The sequence below is a fragment of the Enterobacter sp. GER_MD16_1505_Eko_090 genome, assembly GCF_003331015.1.
GTDB lineage: Bacteria > Pseudomonadota > Gammaproteobacteria > Enterobacterales > Enterobacteriaceae > Enterobacter > Enterobacter roggenkampii.
Genome location: NZ_PUQF01000008.1, coordinates 168,186 through 184,294 on the forward strand (window position 1 = coordinate 168,186; position 16,109 = coordinate 184,294).

The following is a 16,109-nucleotide window of genomic DNA, read 5'->3' on the forward strand; positions in this document are numbered from 1 at the left end:
AATCCCTCAGTACGCTAGAAAGGCCGCAATCCCCTTCCCACCGGCACCGCGCTCATCCACATCGTCACCGCTGCCACCAGCAGAATCACTCCCCCCGCCAGCGCAAGCGTTGTCCACCCTATCTGTCGCCACAGCACCGGCGTTTTACTGCCGCTGAGTTTGACCGCCAGCTGACGGAAGCTGTGAACCAGCAGCGCTAAAGACGAAATGGTGAGAGAGGTTCCTGCCGCCATCGCCAGCGCCGAGAGCATTCCCCAGCCAAAGACACCGATTATCTTACTGAACAGCAGAACCATAATGGCACCCGAGCACGGGCGCATCCCCATCGAGAGAATAATCATCAGCCGGGCGCGCCAGTCGTCGCCGTTCTGTAATTGTTCCTGCGTGGGCAGATGCTGATGACCGCAGCCGCAGTGTTCATCATGAACGTGGTGCGGCGTAAAGGATTTGAACGTGGGCTTTTTCAGCAGCGCGCGCAGTTTTTTCAGCGCCCGCCAGCAGAGGATCAGCCCCAGCACGCCCACCAGCGCATAGCTGCCCTTCTCCAGCCAGAAGCTGCTCATGTGCAGCTGGCGCGCCGGAAGCTGTAACAGCGAAAGCACCACCACGACCAGCGCAATCGCCACGCCGCCCTGAAGCAGCGAAGAGGCCAGCGTCAGGCCGATGCTCGATTTCAGCTTAGACGGATGGGTGGCAAGCCAGGTGGTGATGACGATTTTGCCGTGCCCCGGCCCCAGCGCGTGCAGAACGCCATAGACAAAACTGAACGCCAGCAGCGAGCCGCCCGCTTTGGCCGGGTTCTCGGCCACCGCCTTCAGCAGTCCGCTCATCTGCTGGTTGATCTCACGCTGCCAGATAATGCTTTTCATCATCACCTGCGGCCAGGCCTGCCACAGCCACAGCGCCCCGCAAACCGCGAACAGCAAAAAGAGCGCCAGCGGCCAGAGGTGAAGCCAGCGACGCGGCTTGCGGATCGGAGAGGAGATTACTGACATTGTAACGTCACCTCCTGCGCGAACTGTTTACCCAGCTCCATGTCCTCAGGCGGGGCATCTGCTTTATCCAGCGAGATCGCAAAGTTCAGCGTCTCTTCGCTGGGTTTCGGGGTGTGCACGCCAATTTTGCAGCTTTTTTGCAGCGCGTCCGGCAGCCGTACGTCGCTGTCTTTGTCATAGCGCATGTCGACATAGTAGGTTGGGTCAAAAGTGGAAAAGCGGTACGTTTGCCCCGCCAGCGGCTGAGGATGCGCCAGCGGAAGCACGAACGTCAGCACCGCCTGATGCCCGTCACGCGTCATCCCGTATTCCGTTGGACGATTCTGAAATTTGACCTTTTGGCCGTTATGCCAGAATTCGGTGAAGTAGTGCTGGCCGAGCACGTTGGCCATTACTTCCGCCGCCAGATTTTTCCAGATGTCGTCGCCGGGCTTCGCGTTTCCCGCATCATAGAGCAGGTCAGCCGAGGTGATTTCATCCATCGTCCAGCGCATTTTCAGGCCGCTCAGCTGCGTGCCGTCGGTGACCAGCTCGGTCTGGAGGCCAATAAAACTGTGAGGGTGGGCGCTGGCGGTGAAGGTGATAACCGCCAAAAATAACGCCATCGCACTTTGTTTAACTGTTTGCATCAATTCCTCACGTCAAAAATTCTGTGATGTTCCCCTGCAATCCTGAGTGAAAGGCCTGCCGGCGCGCTTTTCAGCGCTCATCCTTTAGCTATTCTTATCAAACATTCACACTGGATACCCGACAGATGATGACGACGCTTGAAATTCCATCTGTGCTTTCCAGTTCGCAGCGCCGCTGCCAGGTGCTTTTGATGCTTTACCTGCCCGATGCTGCCGTCACCGCACAGAGCATAATCGCTGCCAACGGCGTGGACGACGCGATGGCACGGCAAGATATAGCCGAGACGCGCGATGAAATCCAGCGCTATCACCGGCTGGATATCGTCACGCACCACGACGGCTGCTACCGGATTGAAGGCACAGCCCTGAATCAGCGTTTATGCCTGCTGCACTGGCTGCGCCGGGCGCTGCGGCTTTGTCCGCAGTTTGTCTCGCACCAGTTTACCCCCGCATTAAAAACCGCGCTTAAACAACTCGGCATCGCGCGCCCGCTTTACGACGATGCGAACCTGCGGGCGCTGATCGGCTTCTGCTCTCGCAAGCTGCAGCGCCAGTTTGAATGCCGCGATGTGCAGTTTTTACAGCTCTATCTGCAATATTGTCTTATTCAGCACCAGCTCGGGAATACGCCGCAGTTTTCGCATGCCCAGCGCAGCTGGACCCAGTCGCGGGGAGAGTATTTTACGGCGCAGGAGATTGTCCGCCACTGGAAGCGGCGCGTGCCACAGGGCGCGCACGTGGATGAACAGCTGTTTCTGGCGCTGCTGTTTATGATGCTCCGCACGCCCGATCCGGTGCTCGATAAGCACCAGCAGGATCAGCGTCTACGCCGGGCCATCGTGCGCATGGTGGCCCGTTTTCGCTCGCAGACCGGAATGAACTTCAGCGATGAGCAGGGGCTGACCGATCAGCTGTATATCCATCTGGCTCAGGCGCTGGACCGTTCGCTGTTTGAGATCGGCATCGACAACAGCCTGCCGGAGGAGATCCATCGCCTTTATCCCCGGCTGTTACGTACCACGAAAGAGGCGCTGTTTGAGCTGGAGGCGGAATTCGGGCTGCGTTTTTCCGACGAAGAGATGAGCCTGGTGGCGGTAATTTTCGGCGCCTGGCTGATGCAGGAGACCGATCTGCATGAAAAACAGGTGATCCTGCTGACGGGAGACGATAAAGCCAGTGAGGAACAGATCGAACAGCAGCTTCGCGAGCTGACGCTGCTGCCGCTCAACATTCGCTACCTGACGCTGCAGGCCTTTCAGAAAGAGGGGGCGCCGCGCGAAGCCGCGCTGGTTATCACCCCCTACCCTACGGCCCTGCCGCTGTTCTCGCCGCCGCTGATCCATGCCGTTGAGACACTGAACGCGCAGCAGCAAGAACATATTCGCGCCATGCTGGAATCATAGCGACGCGCGGGCGGCCACTTTAGGGCGAACAACAATGGCGGGCAAGGCAACGAGCGCCATCACCCAGAAGACGCCGTGCCCCAGATGCTGATAGAGGAACCCCGCAAAGACCGTCATGATCGCAATACTGCCCCCCATTGCCACTGCCGAATAGACGGCCTGCAGGCGAATCACGTCCCCGCCCTCGCGCGCAGCGATATAGCGCATGGCCGCCAGATGGCACACGGTAAAGGTGCCGCAGTGAAGAATTTGCGCCACAATCAGCCACGGCAGATCTGTCGTCCAGCCCATAATCCCCCAGCGCGCCACGCCGCACACGGCGGAAAGCAGCAGCAGGTCACGCGCGCCAAAGCGACGGAACAGTTTTTTGCTCAGGGCAAAGATAATGACTTCGGCCACCACGCCCAGCGACCACAGATAGCCCACGGCGGAAGCGGAATATCCTGCGCCTTGCCAGTAGATGGCGCTGAAACCATAGTACGCCGCATGTGCCCCCTGAAGGAGGCATACGCACGCCAGAAAACGCCAGCTCTGTGCGACCAGGCTCCGCCATGCGGGCCAGCCCGCGCTCTCCTGATGGCGACTTTCCCCTTGCGGCATCACCGACGGTCGCAGAAGCATGCCCAGCAGCATCGAGGCAATACCGATACTCAGCAGGGCAAGAATGGCGCGGTAATCGTAAAGACTGACCAGTTTCCCCACCAGCGCCGAGCCAATCACAAAGGCGATAGAGCCCCACAGGCGCACGCGACCGTAGTCCATGGTGATCTGTTTCTGCCAGGTGTTCGCCAGGGCATCCGTCAGCGGCACCAGCGGTGAGAAGAACAGGTTAAAGCCGACCATCACCACCATCAGCCAGGCAAACTGGTGGCTGACCCAGAAGCAGGCCACAAAGACCAGGGTCAGCAGAGCCAGAATGCGTACGGCCTTGATCAGTAAGGAGGGATCGCTGACCCGCGGGGCGATCAGCAGGCTGCCGAGGAAACGCGCCACCAGCCCGGCCCCCAGCAGGACGCCGATGGTCTCGGGCGTGAGGCCGATACCCTTAAGCCAGACGCTCCAGAAAGGCAGAAAAATGCCGTAGCTAAAGAAATAGGTGAAATAACTGAGCGCCAGCCAGCGCGTGGAATGCAAGACCATGAATCCCTCCCGAAATCGAGGCCATAGTCTGGCGAGAATATAAAAATTAAGCAAGTAGATAGCCTGCTATAAATTAACGAAAAATTAACATCTTGTGCAGTCGTCTGGCTTATGGCAGGGAATGAAAATGTGTATTACGTTTAAATTACTCCACTTGCAGAGGTATTTCTGCCATGAACTCACTACGTTATCTCGATTTTGGTCAGTCGCGTCATCTGCTGCTGCTCATTGGCCGCATCGCGCTTGTCGTGCTGTTTATTATCTTTGGTTACCCGAAACTGACGGGGTTTAGCGGTACCGTACAATATATGACCTCGCTGGGTACGCCTATGCCCATGCTGGCGGCCATTATTGCGGTGGTGATGGAAGTGCCTGCTGCGATCCTGATCGTACTGGGCTTTTTCACCCGTCCTCTCGCGGTACTGTTTGTGTTCTACACCCTCGGAACGGCGGTGATTGGGCATCACTACTGGGATATGACCGGTGATGCAGTCGTACCGAATATGATTAACTTCTACAAAAACGTCAGTATTGCTGGCGCCTTTATTTTGCTGGCGATTGTCGGACCTGGCGCCATCTCCCTGGACCGGCGTTAAGCCATAAAAAAAGGCCGCATGCGCGGCCTTTTTTATTTCTGCAAAGCAGAGGAATTATGCGTATACCGGGAAGCGTGCGCAGATATCCAGAACTTTACCTTTGACGCGCTCGATAACCGCTTCGTCATTGATGTTGTCCAGAACGTCACACATCCAGCCAGCCAGCTCTTTCACTTCCGCTTCTTTGAAGCCGCGGCGAGTCACGGCCGGAGAACCGATACGGATACCGGAGGTCACGAACGGGCTCTTCGGATCGTTTGGCACGCTGTTTTTGTTCACGGTGATGTTGGCGCGGCCCAGGGCAGCGTCAGCTTCTTTACCGGTCAGGTTCTTATCAACCAGATCCAGCAGGAACAGGTGGTTTTCAGTCCCGCCGGATACCACTTTGTAGCCACGGTTCAGGAACACTTCCACCATCGCTTTGGCGTTCTTAGCAACCTGCTGCTGATAAACCTTGAATTCTGGCTCCATCGCTTCTTTCAGCGCGACCGCTTTAGCCGCGATAACGTGCATCAGCGGGCCGCCCTGCGCGCTTGGGAACACCGCGGAGTTCAGTTTTTTGTACAGCTCTTCGTCACCGCCCTTCGCCAGGATCAGGCCACCGCGTGGACCCGCCAGGGTTTTGTGGGTAGTGGTGGTCACAACGTGAGCGTGCGGAACCGGGTTAGGGTAAACGCCAGCGGCAATCAGACCGGCAACGTGCGCCATGTCGACGAACAGGTACGCGCCGATGCTGTCAGCGATTTCACGCATTTTTGCCCAGTCAACGATGCCGGAGTAAGCAGAGAAGCCACCGATGATCATCTTCGGTTTGTGCTCTTTAGCCTGCTTCGCCATGTCTTCGTAGTCAATTTTACCGGACTCATCAATACCGTAAGGGATGATGTTGTACAGTTTGCCGGAGAAGTTAACCGGGGAGCCGTGAGTCAGGTGGCCGCCCTGCGCCAGGTTCATACCCAGAACGGTATCGCCCGGCTGCAGCAGCGCGGTGTAGACCGCGAAGTTAGCCTGGGAGCCAGAGTGCGGCTGGACGTTTGCATAGTCAGCGCCAAAAAGTTCTTTCGCACGATCGATAGCCAGCTGCTCAACGATATCAACGTACTCGCAACCGCCGTAATAGCGTTTGCCCGGGTAACCTTCAGCGTATTTGTTGGTCAGCTGAGAACCCTGCGCCTGCATCACGCGCGGGCTGGTGTAGTTTTCGGAGGCGATCAGTTCGATGTGCTCTTCCTGACGTACTTTTTCCTGCTCCATAGCCTGCCACAGTTCGGCATCATAATCGGCAATGTTCATTTCACGCTTTAACATCCGCATCTCCTGACTCAGCTAACAAGTAAATTTTGGCCTGAAAAGGCAGTCCTGTTGGACGACGGGCAACAGTATAACTGATTAGTTCTGTGATAACAGGTCTTGACAAACGATTTTACGCAAACGTTTTCCTACCCGCCACGCAAGGGTTTGAGGAATAAAGCGCTCGCCCTTTCCAGCGGATTTCTTTTCAGGTTTGTGATGCATATTTTTCATCTTGCAAAGAACCATTTACAACGCAGGGGTATTTTTTATAAGATGCATTTAAAATACATCATTAAAATGACATCAGAAGGACGCGCTCATGCTCGACGCTCAAACCATCGCTACCGTAAAAGCCACTATTCCCCTGCTGGTGGAAACCGGCCCTAAACTCACCGCCCATTTCTACGACCGCATGTTCACGCACAACCCGGAGCTCAAAGAGATTTTCAACATGAGCAACCAGCGTAACGGCGATCAGCGTGAAGCGCTGTTCAACGCCATCGCGGCTTACGCCAGCAATATTGAAAACCTGGCTGCGCTGCTGCCCGCGGTGGAAAAAATCGCGCAGAAACATACCAGCTTCCAGATCCAACCCGAGCAGTACAACATCGTCGGCACTCACCTGCTGGCGACGCTGGACGAAATGTTCAGCCCGGGTCAGGAGGTGCTGGACGCGTGGGGTAAAGCCTACGGGGTGCTGGCAAACGTGTTTATCAACCGTGAAGCACAGATTTACAGCGAAAACGCCAGCAAGAACGGCGGCTGGGAAGGCACCCGCGCGTTCCGCATCGTTGAGAAAACCCCGCGCAGCGCGTTAATCACCAGCTTCGAGTTTGAGCCGGTGGACGGTAAACCGGTGGCCGATTACCAGCCAGGACAGTATCTGGGCGTGTGGCTGAAGCCTGAAGGTTTCCCGCATCAGGAGATCCGCCAGTATTCTCTTACCCGCAAGCCAAACGGCAAAGCCTATCGCATTGCGGTGAAGCGTGAGGACGGCGGTCAGGTTTCCAGCTGGCTGCACAACGAAGCTAACGTGGGCGACGTGGTCCATCTGGCCGCGCCAGCGGGCGACTTCTTCATGGCCGTTGAAGCGAATACCCCGGTGACGCTGATCTCTGCGGGTGTCGGCCAGACGCCAATGCTGGCCATGCTCGATACGCTGGCAAAATCACACCACGGTGCGCAGGTTAACTGGTTCCATGCCGCCGAAAACGGCGACGTGCACGCCTTTGCGGATGAGGTGAAAACGCTCGGAGCCTCCCTGCCGCGTTTCACCGCGCATACCTGGTATCGTCTGCCGACGGAAGCGGATCGCGCTGCCGCGCAATTTGACAGCGAAGGGTTGATGGATTTACGCCAGCATGAAGGTGCGTTCAGCGCACCGGAGATGCAGTTCTACGTCTGTGGACCGGTGGCGTTTATGCAGTATGCCGCGAAGCAGCTGGTTGAGCTGGGCGTGAACAAAGACAACATTCATTACGAATGCTTCGGGCCGCATAAGGTGCTGTAATACAAAAAGCCCCTCGTTTGAGGGGCTTTTTTTCGTCGGGTGGCGGCTGCGCCTTACCCGGCCTGGAAAATGTTTAAATCGCGGCGTCGTCTTCTTCGCCGGTACGGATACGGATCACGCGCGCCACGTCAAAGACGAAGATTTTACCATCGCCAATCTTGCCGGTCTGCGCCGTGCGGATAATGGTATCCACACAGGTATCGACGATATCGTCGCTGACCACGATTTCAATTTTCACTTTCGGCAGAAAGTCCACCATGTACTCTGCGCCACGGTAAAGCTCGGTGTGACCTTTCTGACGACCAAAACCTTTCACTTCCGTCACGGTCATCCCGGTGATGCCGACTTCCGCCAGCGCTTCACGCACATCATCCAGTTTGAAAGGTTTAATAATCGCATCAATCTTTTTCATGGTGGGTCCTTAAACTCTTGCCTGTAAGCTGCCTCGTAATCGATTGCTCACAGTACCATATTCAGGCAAATTTTGCGGTACTACTCTTTAAAATCGTTTGCTTCGAGCTCGTGGCGCGAGAGCAGCTTGTAAAACTCGGTGCGGTTGCGTCCGGCCATCCGCGCCGCGTGGGTCACGTTGCCTTTGGTGATCTGCAATAGCTTGCGCAGATAGTTCAGCTCGAACTGATTCCGCGCTTCGGCAAACGTCGGCAACGCCGTGTTTTCCCCTTCCAGTGCCTGCTCCACCAGCGCGTCGCTGATGACCGGTGAGGAGGTCAGCGCCACGCACTGCTCAATCACGTTGACCAGCTGACGGACGTTACCCGGCCAGCTTGCGGCCATCAGCCGCTTCATCGCATCGGTGGAAAACGCGCGCACGAACGGTTTATGGCGATCGGCCGCCTGACGCAAAAGATGGTTCGCCAGCAGCGGGATGTCTTCCGCACGTTCGGCCAGCGCCGGGATCTTCAGGTTGACCACGTTCAGGCGGTAGTAGAGATCTTCGCGGAACTCGTTGCGGGCCATCACTTTTGGCAGATCGCGGTGGGTAGCGGAGATAATTCGCACGTTAATATCGATATCGCGGTTGCTGCCCAGCGGGCGCACTTTGCGCTCCTGCAGCACGCGCAGCAGCTTGACCTGCAGCGGTGCGGGCATGTCGCCAATCTCGTCCAGGAACAGCGTGCCGCCTTCCGCCGCCTGGAACAGCCCCTCACGGCTGCTTACCGCACCGGTGAATGCGCCGCGGGCATGACCAAACAGTTCGGATTCAAGCAGCTGCTCCGGGAGCGCGCCACAGTTAATGGCGATAAAGGCGTTCTTGCTGCGCGGGCTGGCGTTATGAATTGCCTGCGCGAGGATCTCTTTCCCGGTTCCGCTCTGGCCGTTGATGAGCACGCTGACGTCCGACTGCGCCACCATCCTCGCCTGTTCCAGCAGGCGCAGCATCACGGGGCTGCGCGTGACGATAGATTCCCGCCAGGCTTCATCCCCCGCCGGAGCGGCATGTTCCAGCGCGCTGTCGATAGCCTTATACAGTGCGTCTTTGTCCACCGGCTTGGTCAGGAAGCTGAACACCCCCTGCTGCGTCGCGGCAACCGCATCCGGGATCGACCCGTGCGCGGTCAGGATAATCACGGGCATACCCGGCTGCTGCTTCTGGATCTCCGCGAACAGCTGCAGGCCGTCCATTTCATCCATCCGCAGGTCGCTTATCACCAGATCGATTTTCTCGCGGCTGAGAATTTTCAGCCCCTCCAGCCCGCTTTCCGCGGTCACGACGCTGTAGCCCTCACTCACCAGACGCATTCCCAGCAGCTTTAACAGCCCGGGATCGTCATCCACCAGTAAGAGATGGGCTGGTTTACGGCTCGTCATGCTTCACATCCTCTTGTTTCGGCGTATCGCTGTCCGGCGCAGCGGATGAACTCCCCGGCTGATATTTACGCGACGAGAGCTGTCTTTCGATATCGGTCAGGTTCTCCAGCTTCCGCGTCGTGGTATCCAGCTGGGTACGTAAATGTTGCTGCTGTTGACGCAGCGTATCCAGCTCGCTGTCGGTTGACTGTTGCAGCTTGCTGTAGCGGGAGCGCTCTTCAGAAAGCTGAAGCTGTAGCGTCTGTCCCTCGCGCCAGAGCTGGTATACCGGGCGGATCTGTACCGGAAGATTGACGACAAACGTGTCCAGTCGGGTCACGTTGGTGCGGCGTTCGACGGGAGTGATTTTCGCATCCGCCAGCAAAATCCCACGCTTGAACGCGTCCTGCCAGGTATCATCATCCAGCATCGCCGCTTTCGCGCGGGCGTCGACCGGCGCCAGACGCTGGGCGCAATCTATCCCGCGCAGCCAGAACAGCGGGTTACTTTCGACGTCATGGCCTGAGAGGTTCCAGATGTCGTCACAGCGGGTTGAGAGGAAATCAGCCAGCTGGTTATCGGGCCATTTATCTTCTTGTTTATCGCTAATCGCACTTTGCGGCACATGGGAAACACACCCTGCCAGAAATAAACAGGGCAGGCTCAGGCGAAGCGTGCTGCGGGAAAACACCGCGCGTACGGCGCGGGAAAAGACGTGTGACATACTCACCAGACATAGATTCATTTTATTGATTTTTCCGGCTCAGGGGCAGTTCAATACGGAAGCAAACATCCGAACGTTCGTCCGTGGCGATGTTAAGCTCACCCTGCATGCGTCGTATGCAGTCCCGGGCGATGCTTAAGCCCAGACCACTGCCTTTCACCGCACCTTTCCGCTGATGACTCCCCTGGAAAAAGGGCTCGAAGATCATGGTTTTTTCGTCATCGGGGATCGGGGTGCCGGTGTTAGCGACGTCTATAAACACCCGGGAACCCTTCGTATAGCTTCGGATATAAATGTTACCGGATTCAGTACCATAGTGCACCGCATTGGAATAAAGATTATCCAGCACGCTCATTAACAGCATGGGTTCAGCAAGACAGGTCGGCGCATTCAGCTCTACACCGGTATGCATCATTTTAGCTCTTGCTGGCAGGCTATGGGCGGAGATCACCATATCCACCAGCGGTTCAATGTCGACGTTTTCCAGTACGACCGCTCCGTCAGCCAGCTTGCGGTTGTAATCCAGCAGCTGCTCAATCAGCTTCTGCAGATTGCGGCTGCTGTTATCCAGGATCTCGACAATTTCTTTCTGTTCGGGCGTAAGCGGCCCAGCCACTTCATCCGCCAGCAGCTCCGTCCCTTCGCGCATGCTGGCCAGCGGCGTTTTAAGCTCATGGGAGATATGGCGCAGGAACTGATGACGCTGTGATTCAAGCCACGCCAGGCGCTCGGACAGCCAGATAATACGCTGACCGACGGAACGCAATTCGCGGGGACCTTTAAAAGCGACCGTATCCCCGAGCGATTTCCCCTCCCCCAGGCGGTTGATCATCCGCTGGATACCCTTCACCGGGCCGATGATCATGCGGGTAAAGAGCAGCACCAGCCCGAGGCTCACAAGGAACAGCACCAGCGCCTGCCAGCCGAAGAACTGGCCGCGCTCGGCAATCTCCTGCTGAAGCTGCTGGCCACGAGAGAAAATTACCGTGCGGGTTGACTGCACCATCTCGGTATTGGCGTTGGCGAAGGCTTCCAGGCGCGCGGCGGCGGCGGCATCGGGTCCACTGTTGTGGCACTGCAGCTGCGCAAGATCGTTCAGATCCTGACGTAACGCCTGATACAGTTTGTCGTCAGGCAGTACCCCCGCGTGAGCGTCCAGCATTTCGCTGTAGCGCTTGCGCTGGCTCTGGTACACCTTTTCCAGCGTGCGATCGTCAAGCACGCAGTACTGACGATAGCTACGCTCCATCTCAAGCGCGGCGTTGGTCATGGCTTCACTGCGTCTTGCGTCAATAAGCGTCGTGCGGTTCGTCAGTGCCGCCTGGGCACTCAACGCGTTCAGGCTTTGCCAGGCCTGCCAGGCAAGGATCAGCAACGGCAGCAGGATCAGCAGAAAGGCCATCATCACGAGCTGTCGCAGGGAACGGGGAAAAACGGGCCAGCGTTTCAACGCATTACTCTCTTAATGGGGATATACGCAGAGCGTAACTGAGTCTGCCCTTTAGATACAACAAAGCCGGGTAAAAACCCGGCTTTGTCATGGAATGAGGCGGTGCCTAACTCGACGTTTCGCCCTGGCCTGATAAAGCATCGCTATGATCAGTAGTTGGACGGCAGGCACCTTTTTGTGCGTCATTCGAAGTTTATGTAGCACGTCCCGAAGGGGCTGACATAAGAAGGTGAATGAGCCACTGGTTAATATTATGCAACACCCATGCCAAAATGCAAAACAGAATATTAACACAATGAAATGTATGCTTTTTATTCGCTTAACCCGTTCATTATCGGTTGAATGATTTCCAGGCTAAGTGTCGCTGTTCAGCAACACCTTAACGGGAACCTTTTCTGCCACATATAAATCAATAGGTTAAATGTCTCCTTTTGGAGACACCCAAACCAGAGGGTTGTCGCGATTTTGCGACAGAGACAAAAAAGCCCGGTGGCGCTCGCGCCTACCGGGCCTACAGTCAGGATGCTGAAACTTAACCCAGCTGTTTACGGGCGTTGCGGAAGATGCGCATCCACGGGCTGTCCTCGCCCCAGTTTTCCGGGTGCCAGGAGTTGCTCACGGTACGGAACACACGTTCCGGATGCGGCATCATGATGGTTGCACGACCGCTTTCGCTGGTTACCGCGGTAATACCGTTCACCGAACCGTTCGGGTTAGCCGGATAGGTTTCTGTCACCTTGCCGAAGTTATCGACAAAGCGCAGCGCCACCAGACCTTTGCTCTCCAGCTGAGCCAGATGCGCAGCATCACGCACCTCTACCTGACCTTCACCGTGGGAAACGGCGATTGGCATCTGTGAACCGACCATACCCTGCAGCAGCAGAGACGGGCTCTGGGTCACTTCCACCAGGCTAAAGCGCGCTTCGAAGCGGTCAGACTGGTTACGCACAAAGCGCGGCCAGGCTTCGCTGCCCGGGATCAGCTCGCGCAGGTTAGACATCATCTGGCAGCCGTTACACACGCCCAGCGCCAGCGTCTGCGGACGGTGGAAGAAGGTTTCGAACTCGTCGCGTACGCGGCTGTTGAACAGAATGGACTTCGCCCAGCCCTCGCCCGCGCCCAGCACGTCGCCGTAGGAGAAGCCGCCGCACGCCACCAGCGCCTGGAAATCTTCCAGACCGGTACGTCCGGCCAGCAGATCGCTCATGTGGACGTCGATAGCGTCAAAGCCCGCGCGGTGGAAGGCAGCCGCCATCTCAACGTGGGAGTTAACGCCCTGCTCGCGCAGCACCGCCACTTTCGGACGCGCACCGGTCGCAATGTACGGCGCGGCGATGTCTTCGTTGATGTCGAAGGAGAGCTTCACGTTCAGGCCAGGATCGTTGTCGTTAGCCTTCGCATTGTGCTCCTGATCGGCACATTCCGGGTTATCACGCAGGCGCTGCATCTGCCAGGTGGTTTCCGCCCACCACATGCGCAGCGTGGTGCGGCTTTCGCTGAACACGGCGTGACCGTCAGCTTCAATGACGAAGCGGTCGCCCTGAACGGCTTTACCCAGATAGTGCACGCAGTCAGCCAGGCCATGCTGCGCCAGAATCGCTTCAACCGCATCGCGATCCGCCGCACGCACCTGAATCACGGCGCCCAGCTCTTCGTTAAACAGCGCCGCCAGACGGTCTTCGCCAAGCGTCGCAATGTTCGCTTCCACGCCGCAGTGGCCGGTGAAGGCCATCTCTGCCAGGGTCACCAGCAGGCCGCCGTCGGAACGGTCGTGGTAGGCCAGCAGCTTACGCTGCGCCACCAGCGCCTGAATCGCGTCGTAGAAGCCTTTCAGCTGCGCCACGTCGCGCACGTCGGCTGGCTTATCGCCGAGCTGACGGTAAACCTGCGCCAGCGCGGTGGCGCCCAGCGCGTTGTGGCCTTTACCCAGGTCAATCAGCAGCAGGGCGTTATCTTCGGTCGAAAGCTGCGGCGTAACGGTGTGACGCACGTCTTCCACGCGGGCAAACGCGGTGATCACCAGCGACAGCGGAGAGGTCATCTCGCGCTGCTCGCTGCCTTCCTGCCAGCGGGTTTTCATCGACATGGAGTCTTTACCCACCGGAATAGTCAGGCCGAGGGCAGGACACAGCTCCTCACCCACCGCCTTCACGGCTTCATACAGGCCCGCGTCTTCGCCAGGGTGGCCGGCAGCGGCCATCCAGTTGGCGGAGAGCTTAATACGTTTGATGTCGCCAATCTGCGTCGCGGCGATGTTGGTCAGCGCTTCACCGACGGCCAGACGGGCAGAGGCCGCGAAGTCCAGCAGCGCGACCGGGGTGCGTTCACCCAGCGCCATCGCTTCGCCGTAGTAGCTGTCGAGGCTCGCGGTGGTCACGGCGCAGTTCGCCACCGGGATCTGCCACGGGCCGACCATCTGGTCACGGGATACCATACCGGTCACGGTACGGTCGCCGATGGTCACCAGGAAGGTTTTCTCAGCAACAGCTGGCAGGTGCAGCACGCGATTAACGGCTTCAGCTACGGTAATGCCCTGGCGATCCAGCGCTTTGCCCGCCGCTTTACGGGTCTGCACGTCGCGGGTCATCTTCGGCGTTTTACCGAGCAGGACGTCGAGCGGCAGATCGATCGGCTGGTTGTCGAAATGGGTGTCGCTCAGAGTCAGGTGCTGCTCTTCGGTCGCTTCACCGATGACGGCATACGGCGCGCGCTCGCGGCGGCACAGCTCGTCAAACAGCGGCAGCTGATCCGCCGCAACGGCCAGCACGTAGCGCTCCTGGGATTCGTTACACCAGATTTCCAGCGGGCTCATGCCCGGCTCATCGCTCAGGATATCGCGCAGGTTGAAACGGCCACCGCGGCCGCCGTCGCTCACCAGCTCCGGCATGGCGTTGGACAGACCGCCCGCGCCCACGTCGTGGATAAAGAGGATCGGGTTAGCATCGCCCAGCTGCCAGCAGCGGTCGATCACTTCCTGGCAGCGACGCTCCATCTCAGGGTTGTCACGCTGCACGGACGCGAAGTCGAGATCCGCATCAGACTGGCCGGAGGCCATCGAAGAGGCCGCACCGCCGCCCAGACCGATGTTCATCGCCGGGCCGCCGAGCACGATCAGCTTCGCGCCGACGACGATCTCGCCTTTCTGCACGTGATCGGCACGGATGTTGCCGATCCCGCCCGCCAGCATGATCGGTTTGTGGTAGCCGCGCAGCTCTTCGCCGTTGTGGCTGTCCACTTTCTCTTCATAGGTACGGAAGTAACCGTTCAGCGCCGGACGACCAAATTCGTTGTTAAACGCCGCGCCGCCCAGCGGGCCTTCGGTCATGATATCCAGCGCGGTCACGATGCGCTCTGGCTTGCCGAAATCTTCTTCCCACGGCTGTTCAAAGCCCGGGATACGCAGGTTGGAGACGGAGAAACCGACCAGACCCGCTTTTGGTTTTGCACCACGACCGGTCGCCCCTTCGTCACGGATTTCACCGCCGGAGCCGGTCGCCGCACCCGGCCACGGGGAGATCGCGGTCGGGTGGTTGTGGGTTTCAACCTTCATCAGGATATGCGCGGGCTCCTGATGGAAGTCATAGCGCCCTGCTTCGCGATCGGCGAAGAAGCGGCCCACCTCAGAACCTTCCATCACCGCGGCGTTGTCTTTATAGGCAGACAGCACGTGGTCAGGCGTTTGCTCCATGGTGTTTTTGATCATTTTGAACAGCGACTTTGGCTGCTGTTCGCCGTCAATAATCCAGTCGGCATTGAAAATCTTGTGGCGGCAGTGCTCCGAGTTCGCCTGCGCGAACATGTAGAGTTCAATGTCGTTCGGGTTACGGTTGAGCTTAACGAACGCATCCTGCAGGTAGTCGATTTCGTCTTCTGCCAGCGCCAGGCCGAGACGCAGGTTGGCGTCAATCAGCGCCTGACGGCCCTGTCCCAGCAGGTCCACGCTCTGTACCGGCGCAGGCTGATGGTGGGAGAAAAGCTTCTGCGCGTCATCAAGAGAGGCAAATACGCTCTCCATCATGCGGTCGTGCAGTTCAGCCGCAACCGCCTCCCACTGCGCGTCGCTCAGGGTAGAGGCTTCCACGTAGTACGCTACGCCGCGCTCCAGACGGTTAATCTGGCTCAGGCCACAGTTGTGGGCGATGTCGGTGGCTTTGGAAGACCAGGGGGAGATGGTGCCCGGACGCGGCGTCGCAAGGATCAGTTTGCCGGTTGGCGTATGGCTGCTGAGGCTTGGGCCATACTTGAGCAGGCGTTCCAGCTGTACGCGCTCCTCTGCATTCAGGGGGGCATTCAGGTCAGCAAAATGGACATACTCAGCGTAAATATTGCTTACCGGAAGGTCGGCCGCCTGAAAACGTGCCAGCAGTTTGGTAATACGGAAGGCAGACAGTGCAGGCGAACCACGCAGAATTTCCATCATAAGTCTCTCGTCTTCGAAGCGCCGGGGCGCTTACAGTGTGCGCAAGGGGGGAAAACGGGCGTCATTATAGAGAATCCTGAGCGCCGACGAAACCGTTTGCGTCGAAATAAAATTGACGAAGAGATTTAACAATAGATGTG

General features: G+C 57.9%; 12 protein-coding genes. 3 read left to right on the plus strand and 9 right to left on the minus strand.

All coding sequences use genetic code 11. From position 1 onward, the window contains the following. Nucleotides 1–14 precede the first annotated feature (14 nt). Together C6A40_RS11430 and C6A40_RS11435 are read right to left on the minus strand one after the other, a co-directional pair. Complete coding sequence (locus C6A40_RS11430) at nt 15–995, minus strand: nickel/cobalt transporter (RefSeq protein ID WP_045335338.1); 981 nt, start codon at nt 993–995, stop codon at nt 15–17. Further along, a complete protein-coding gene (locus tag C6A40_RS11435; RefSeq protein ID WP_045335339.1) occupies nt 986–1,624 on the minus strand; it encodes a DUF1007 family protein in 639 nt (212 codons plus the stop codon). The genes C6A40_RS11430 and C6A40_RS11435 overlap by 10 nt, the downstream gene beginning before the upstream one ends. A 125-nt stretch (nt 1,625–1,749) precedes the next feature. Between C6A40_RS11435 and csiE the strand changes: the two genes are divergently transcribed. Then, nucleotides 1,750–3,027, plus strand: a complete 1,278-nt coding sequence (csiE, locus tag C6A40_RS11440; RefSeq protein ID WP_008502162.1) for a stationary phase inducible protein CsiE — start codon at nt 1,750–1,752, stop codon at nt 3,025–3,027. On the opposite strand, the gene C6A40_RS11445 is transcribed toward csiE, so the two are convergent. After that, nucleotides 3,022–4,167 (minus strand): 3-phenylpropionate MFS transporter, encoded by a 1,146-nt coding sequence (locus tag C6A40_RS11445; RefSeq protein ID WP_008502163.1) that lies wholly within the window; start codon nt 4,165–4,167, stop codon nt 3,022–3,024. The genes csiE and C6A40_RS11445 overlap by 6 nt on opposite strands. A gap of 173 nt (nt 4,168–4,340) precedes the next feature. Between C6A40_RS11445 and C6A40_RS11450 the strand changes: the two genes are divergently transcribed. Further along, nucleotides 4,341–4,763, plus strand: a complete 423-nt coding sequence (locus tag C6A40_RS11450; protein WP_008502164.1) for a DoxX family protein — start codon at nt 4,341–4,343, stop codon at nt 4,761–4,763. Nucleotides 4,764–4,817: 54 nt separating this feature from the next. Here C6A40_RS11450 and glyA read toward each other — a convergent pair whose 3' ends face one another. Continuing rightward, nucleotides 4,818–6,071: a serine hydroxymethyltransferase gene (gene glyA, locus C6A40_RS11455; protein WP_008502165.1), complete on the minus strand. Its 1,254-nt coding sequence runs from the start codon at nt 6,069–6,071 to the stop codon at nt 4,818–4,820. Between the two features lie 304 nt (nt 6,072–6,375). On the opposite strand from glyA, the gene hmpA reads away from it, so the two are divergent. Next, on the plus strand, nt 6,376–7,566 hold the full coding sequence (gene hmpA, locus C6A40_RS11460; RefSeq protein WP_032663020.1) for an NO-inducible flavohemoprotein: 1,191 nt from the start codon (nt 6,376–6,378) through the stop codon (nt 7,564–7,566). A gap of 73 nt (nt 7,567–7,639) precedes the next feature. On the opposite strand, the gene glnB is transcribed toward hmpA, so the two are convergent. The 5 genes from glnB to purL form a co-directional block, all read right to left on the minus strand. After that, complete coding sequence (gene glnB, locus C6A40_RS11465; RefSeq protein ID WP_003860685.1) at nt 7,640–7,978, minus strand: nitrogen regulatory protein P-II; 339 nt, start codon at nt 7,976–7,978, stop codon at nt 7,640–7,642. A gap of 80 nt (nt 7,979–8,058) precedes the next feature. Next, nucleotides 8,059–9,396, minus strand: coding sequence for a two-component system response regulator GlrR (gene glrR / locus C6A40_RS11470; RefSeq protein ID WP_021241871.1), 1,338 nt, complete (start codon nt 9,394–9,396; stop codon nt 8,059–8,061). After that, nucleotides 9,383–10,120, minus strand: a complete 738-nt coding sequence (qseG, locus tag C6A40_RS11475) for a two-component system QseEF-associated lipoprotein QseG (RefSeq protein ID WP_045335340.1) — start codon at nt 10,118–10,120, stop codon at nt 9,383–9,385. Before qseG ends, glrR begins: the two co-directional genes overlap by 14 nt. A gap of 1 nt (nt 10,121) precedes the next feature. Further along, nucleotides 10,122–11,549, minus strand: a complete 1,428-nt coding sequence (gene qseE, locus C6A40_RS11480; protein ID WP_021241873.1) for a two component system sensor histidine kinase QseE/GlrK — start codon at nt 11,547–11,549, stop codon at nt 10,122–10,124. A 532-nt stretch (nt 11,550–12,081) separates the two neighbouring features. Further along, nucleotides 12,082–15,969 carry a phosphoribosylformylglycinamidine synthase gene (gene purL, locus C6A40_RS11485; protein WP_045335341.1) on the minus strand — a complete coding sequence of 1,296 codons (3,888 nt, stop codon included), beginning with the start codon at nt 15,967–15,969 and terminating at the stop codon, nt 12,082–12,084. Between the last annotated feature and the right edge of the window lie 140 nt (nt 15,970–16,109).

Coding starts and splice junctions, on each gene's coding strand:
- C6A40_RS11430 (WP_045335338.1), bottom strand. CDS start 995: ATGTCAGTAATCTCCTCTCCGATCCGCAAGCCGCGTCGCTGGCTTCAC.
- C6A40_RS11435 (WP_045335339.1), bottom strand. CDS start 1,624: ATGCAAACAGTTAAACAAAGTGCGATGGCGTTATTTTTGGCGGTTATC.
- csiE (WP_008502162.1), top strand. CDS start 1,750: ATGATGACGACGCTTGAAATTCCATCTGTGCTTTCCAGTTCGCAGCGC.
- C6A40_RS11445 (WP_008502163.1), bottom strand. CDS start 4,167: ATGGTCTTGCATTCCACGCGCTGGCTGGCGCTCAGTTATTTCACCTAT.
- C6A40_RS11450 (WP_008502164.1), top strand. CDS start 4,341: ATGAACTCACTACGTTATCTCGATTTTGGTCAGTCGCGTCATCTGCTG.
- glyA (WP_008502165.1), bottom strand. CDS start 6,071: ATGTTAAAGCGTGAAATGAACATTGCCGATTATGATGCCGAACTGTGG.
- hmpA (WP_032663020.1), top strand. CDS start 6,376: ATGCTCGACGCTCAAACCATCGCTACCGTAAAAGCCACTATTCCCCTG.
- glnB (WP_003860685.1), bottom strand. CDS start 7,978: ATGAAAAAGATTGATGCGATTATTAAACCTTTCAAACTGGATGATGTG.
- glrR (WP_021241871.1), bottom strand. CDS start 9,396: ATGACGAGCCGTAAACCAGCCCATCTCTTACTGGTGGATGACGATCCC.
- qseG (WP_045335340.1), bottom strand. CDS start 10,120: ATGAATCTATGTCTGGTGAGTATGTCACACGTCTTTTCCCGCGCCGTA.
- purL (WP_045335341.1), bottom strand. CDS start 15,969: ATGATGGAAATTCTGCGTGGTTCGCCTGCACTGTCTGCCTTCCGTATT.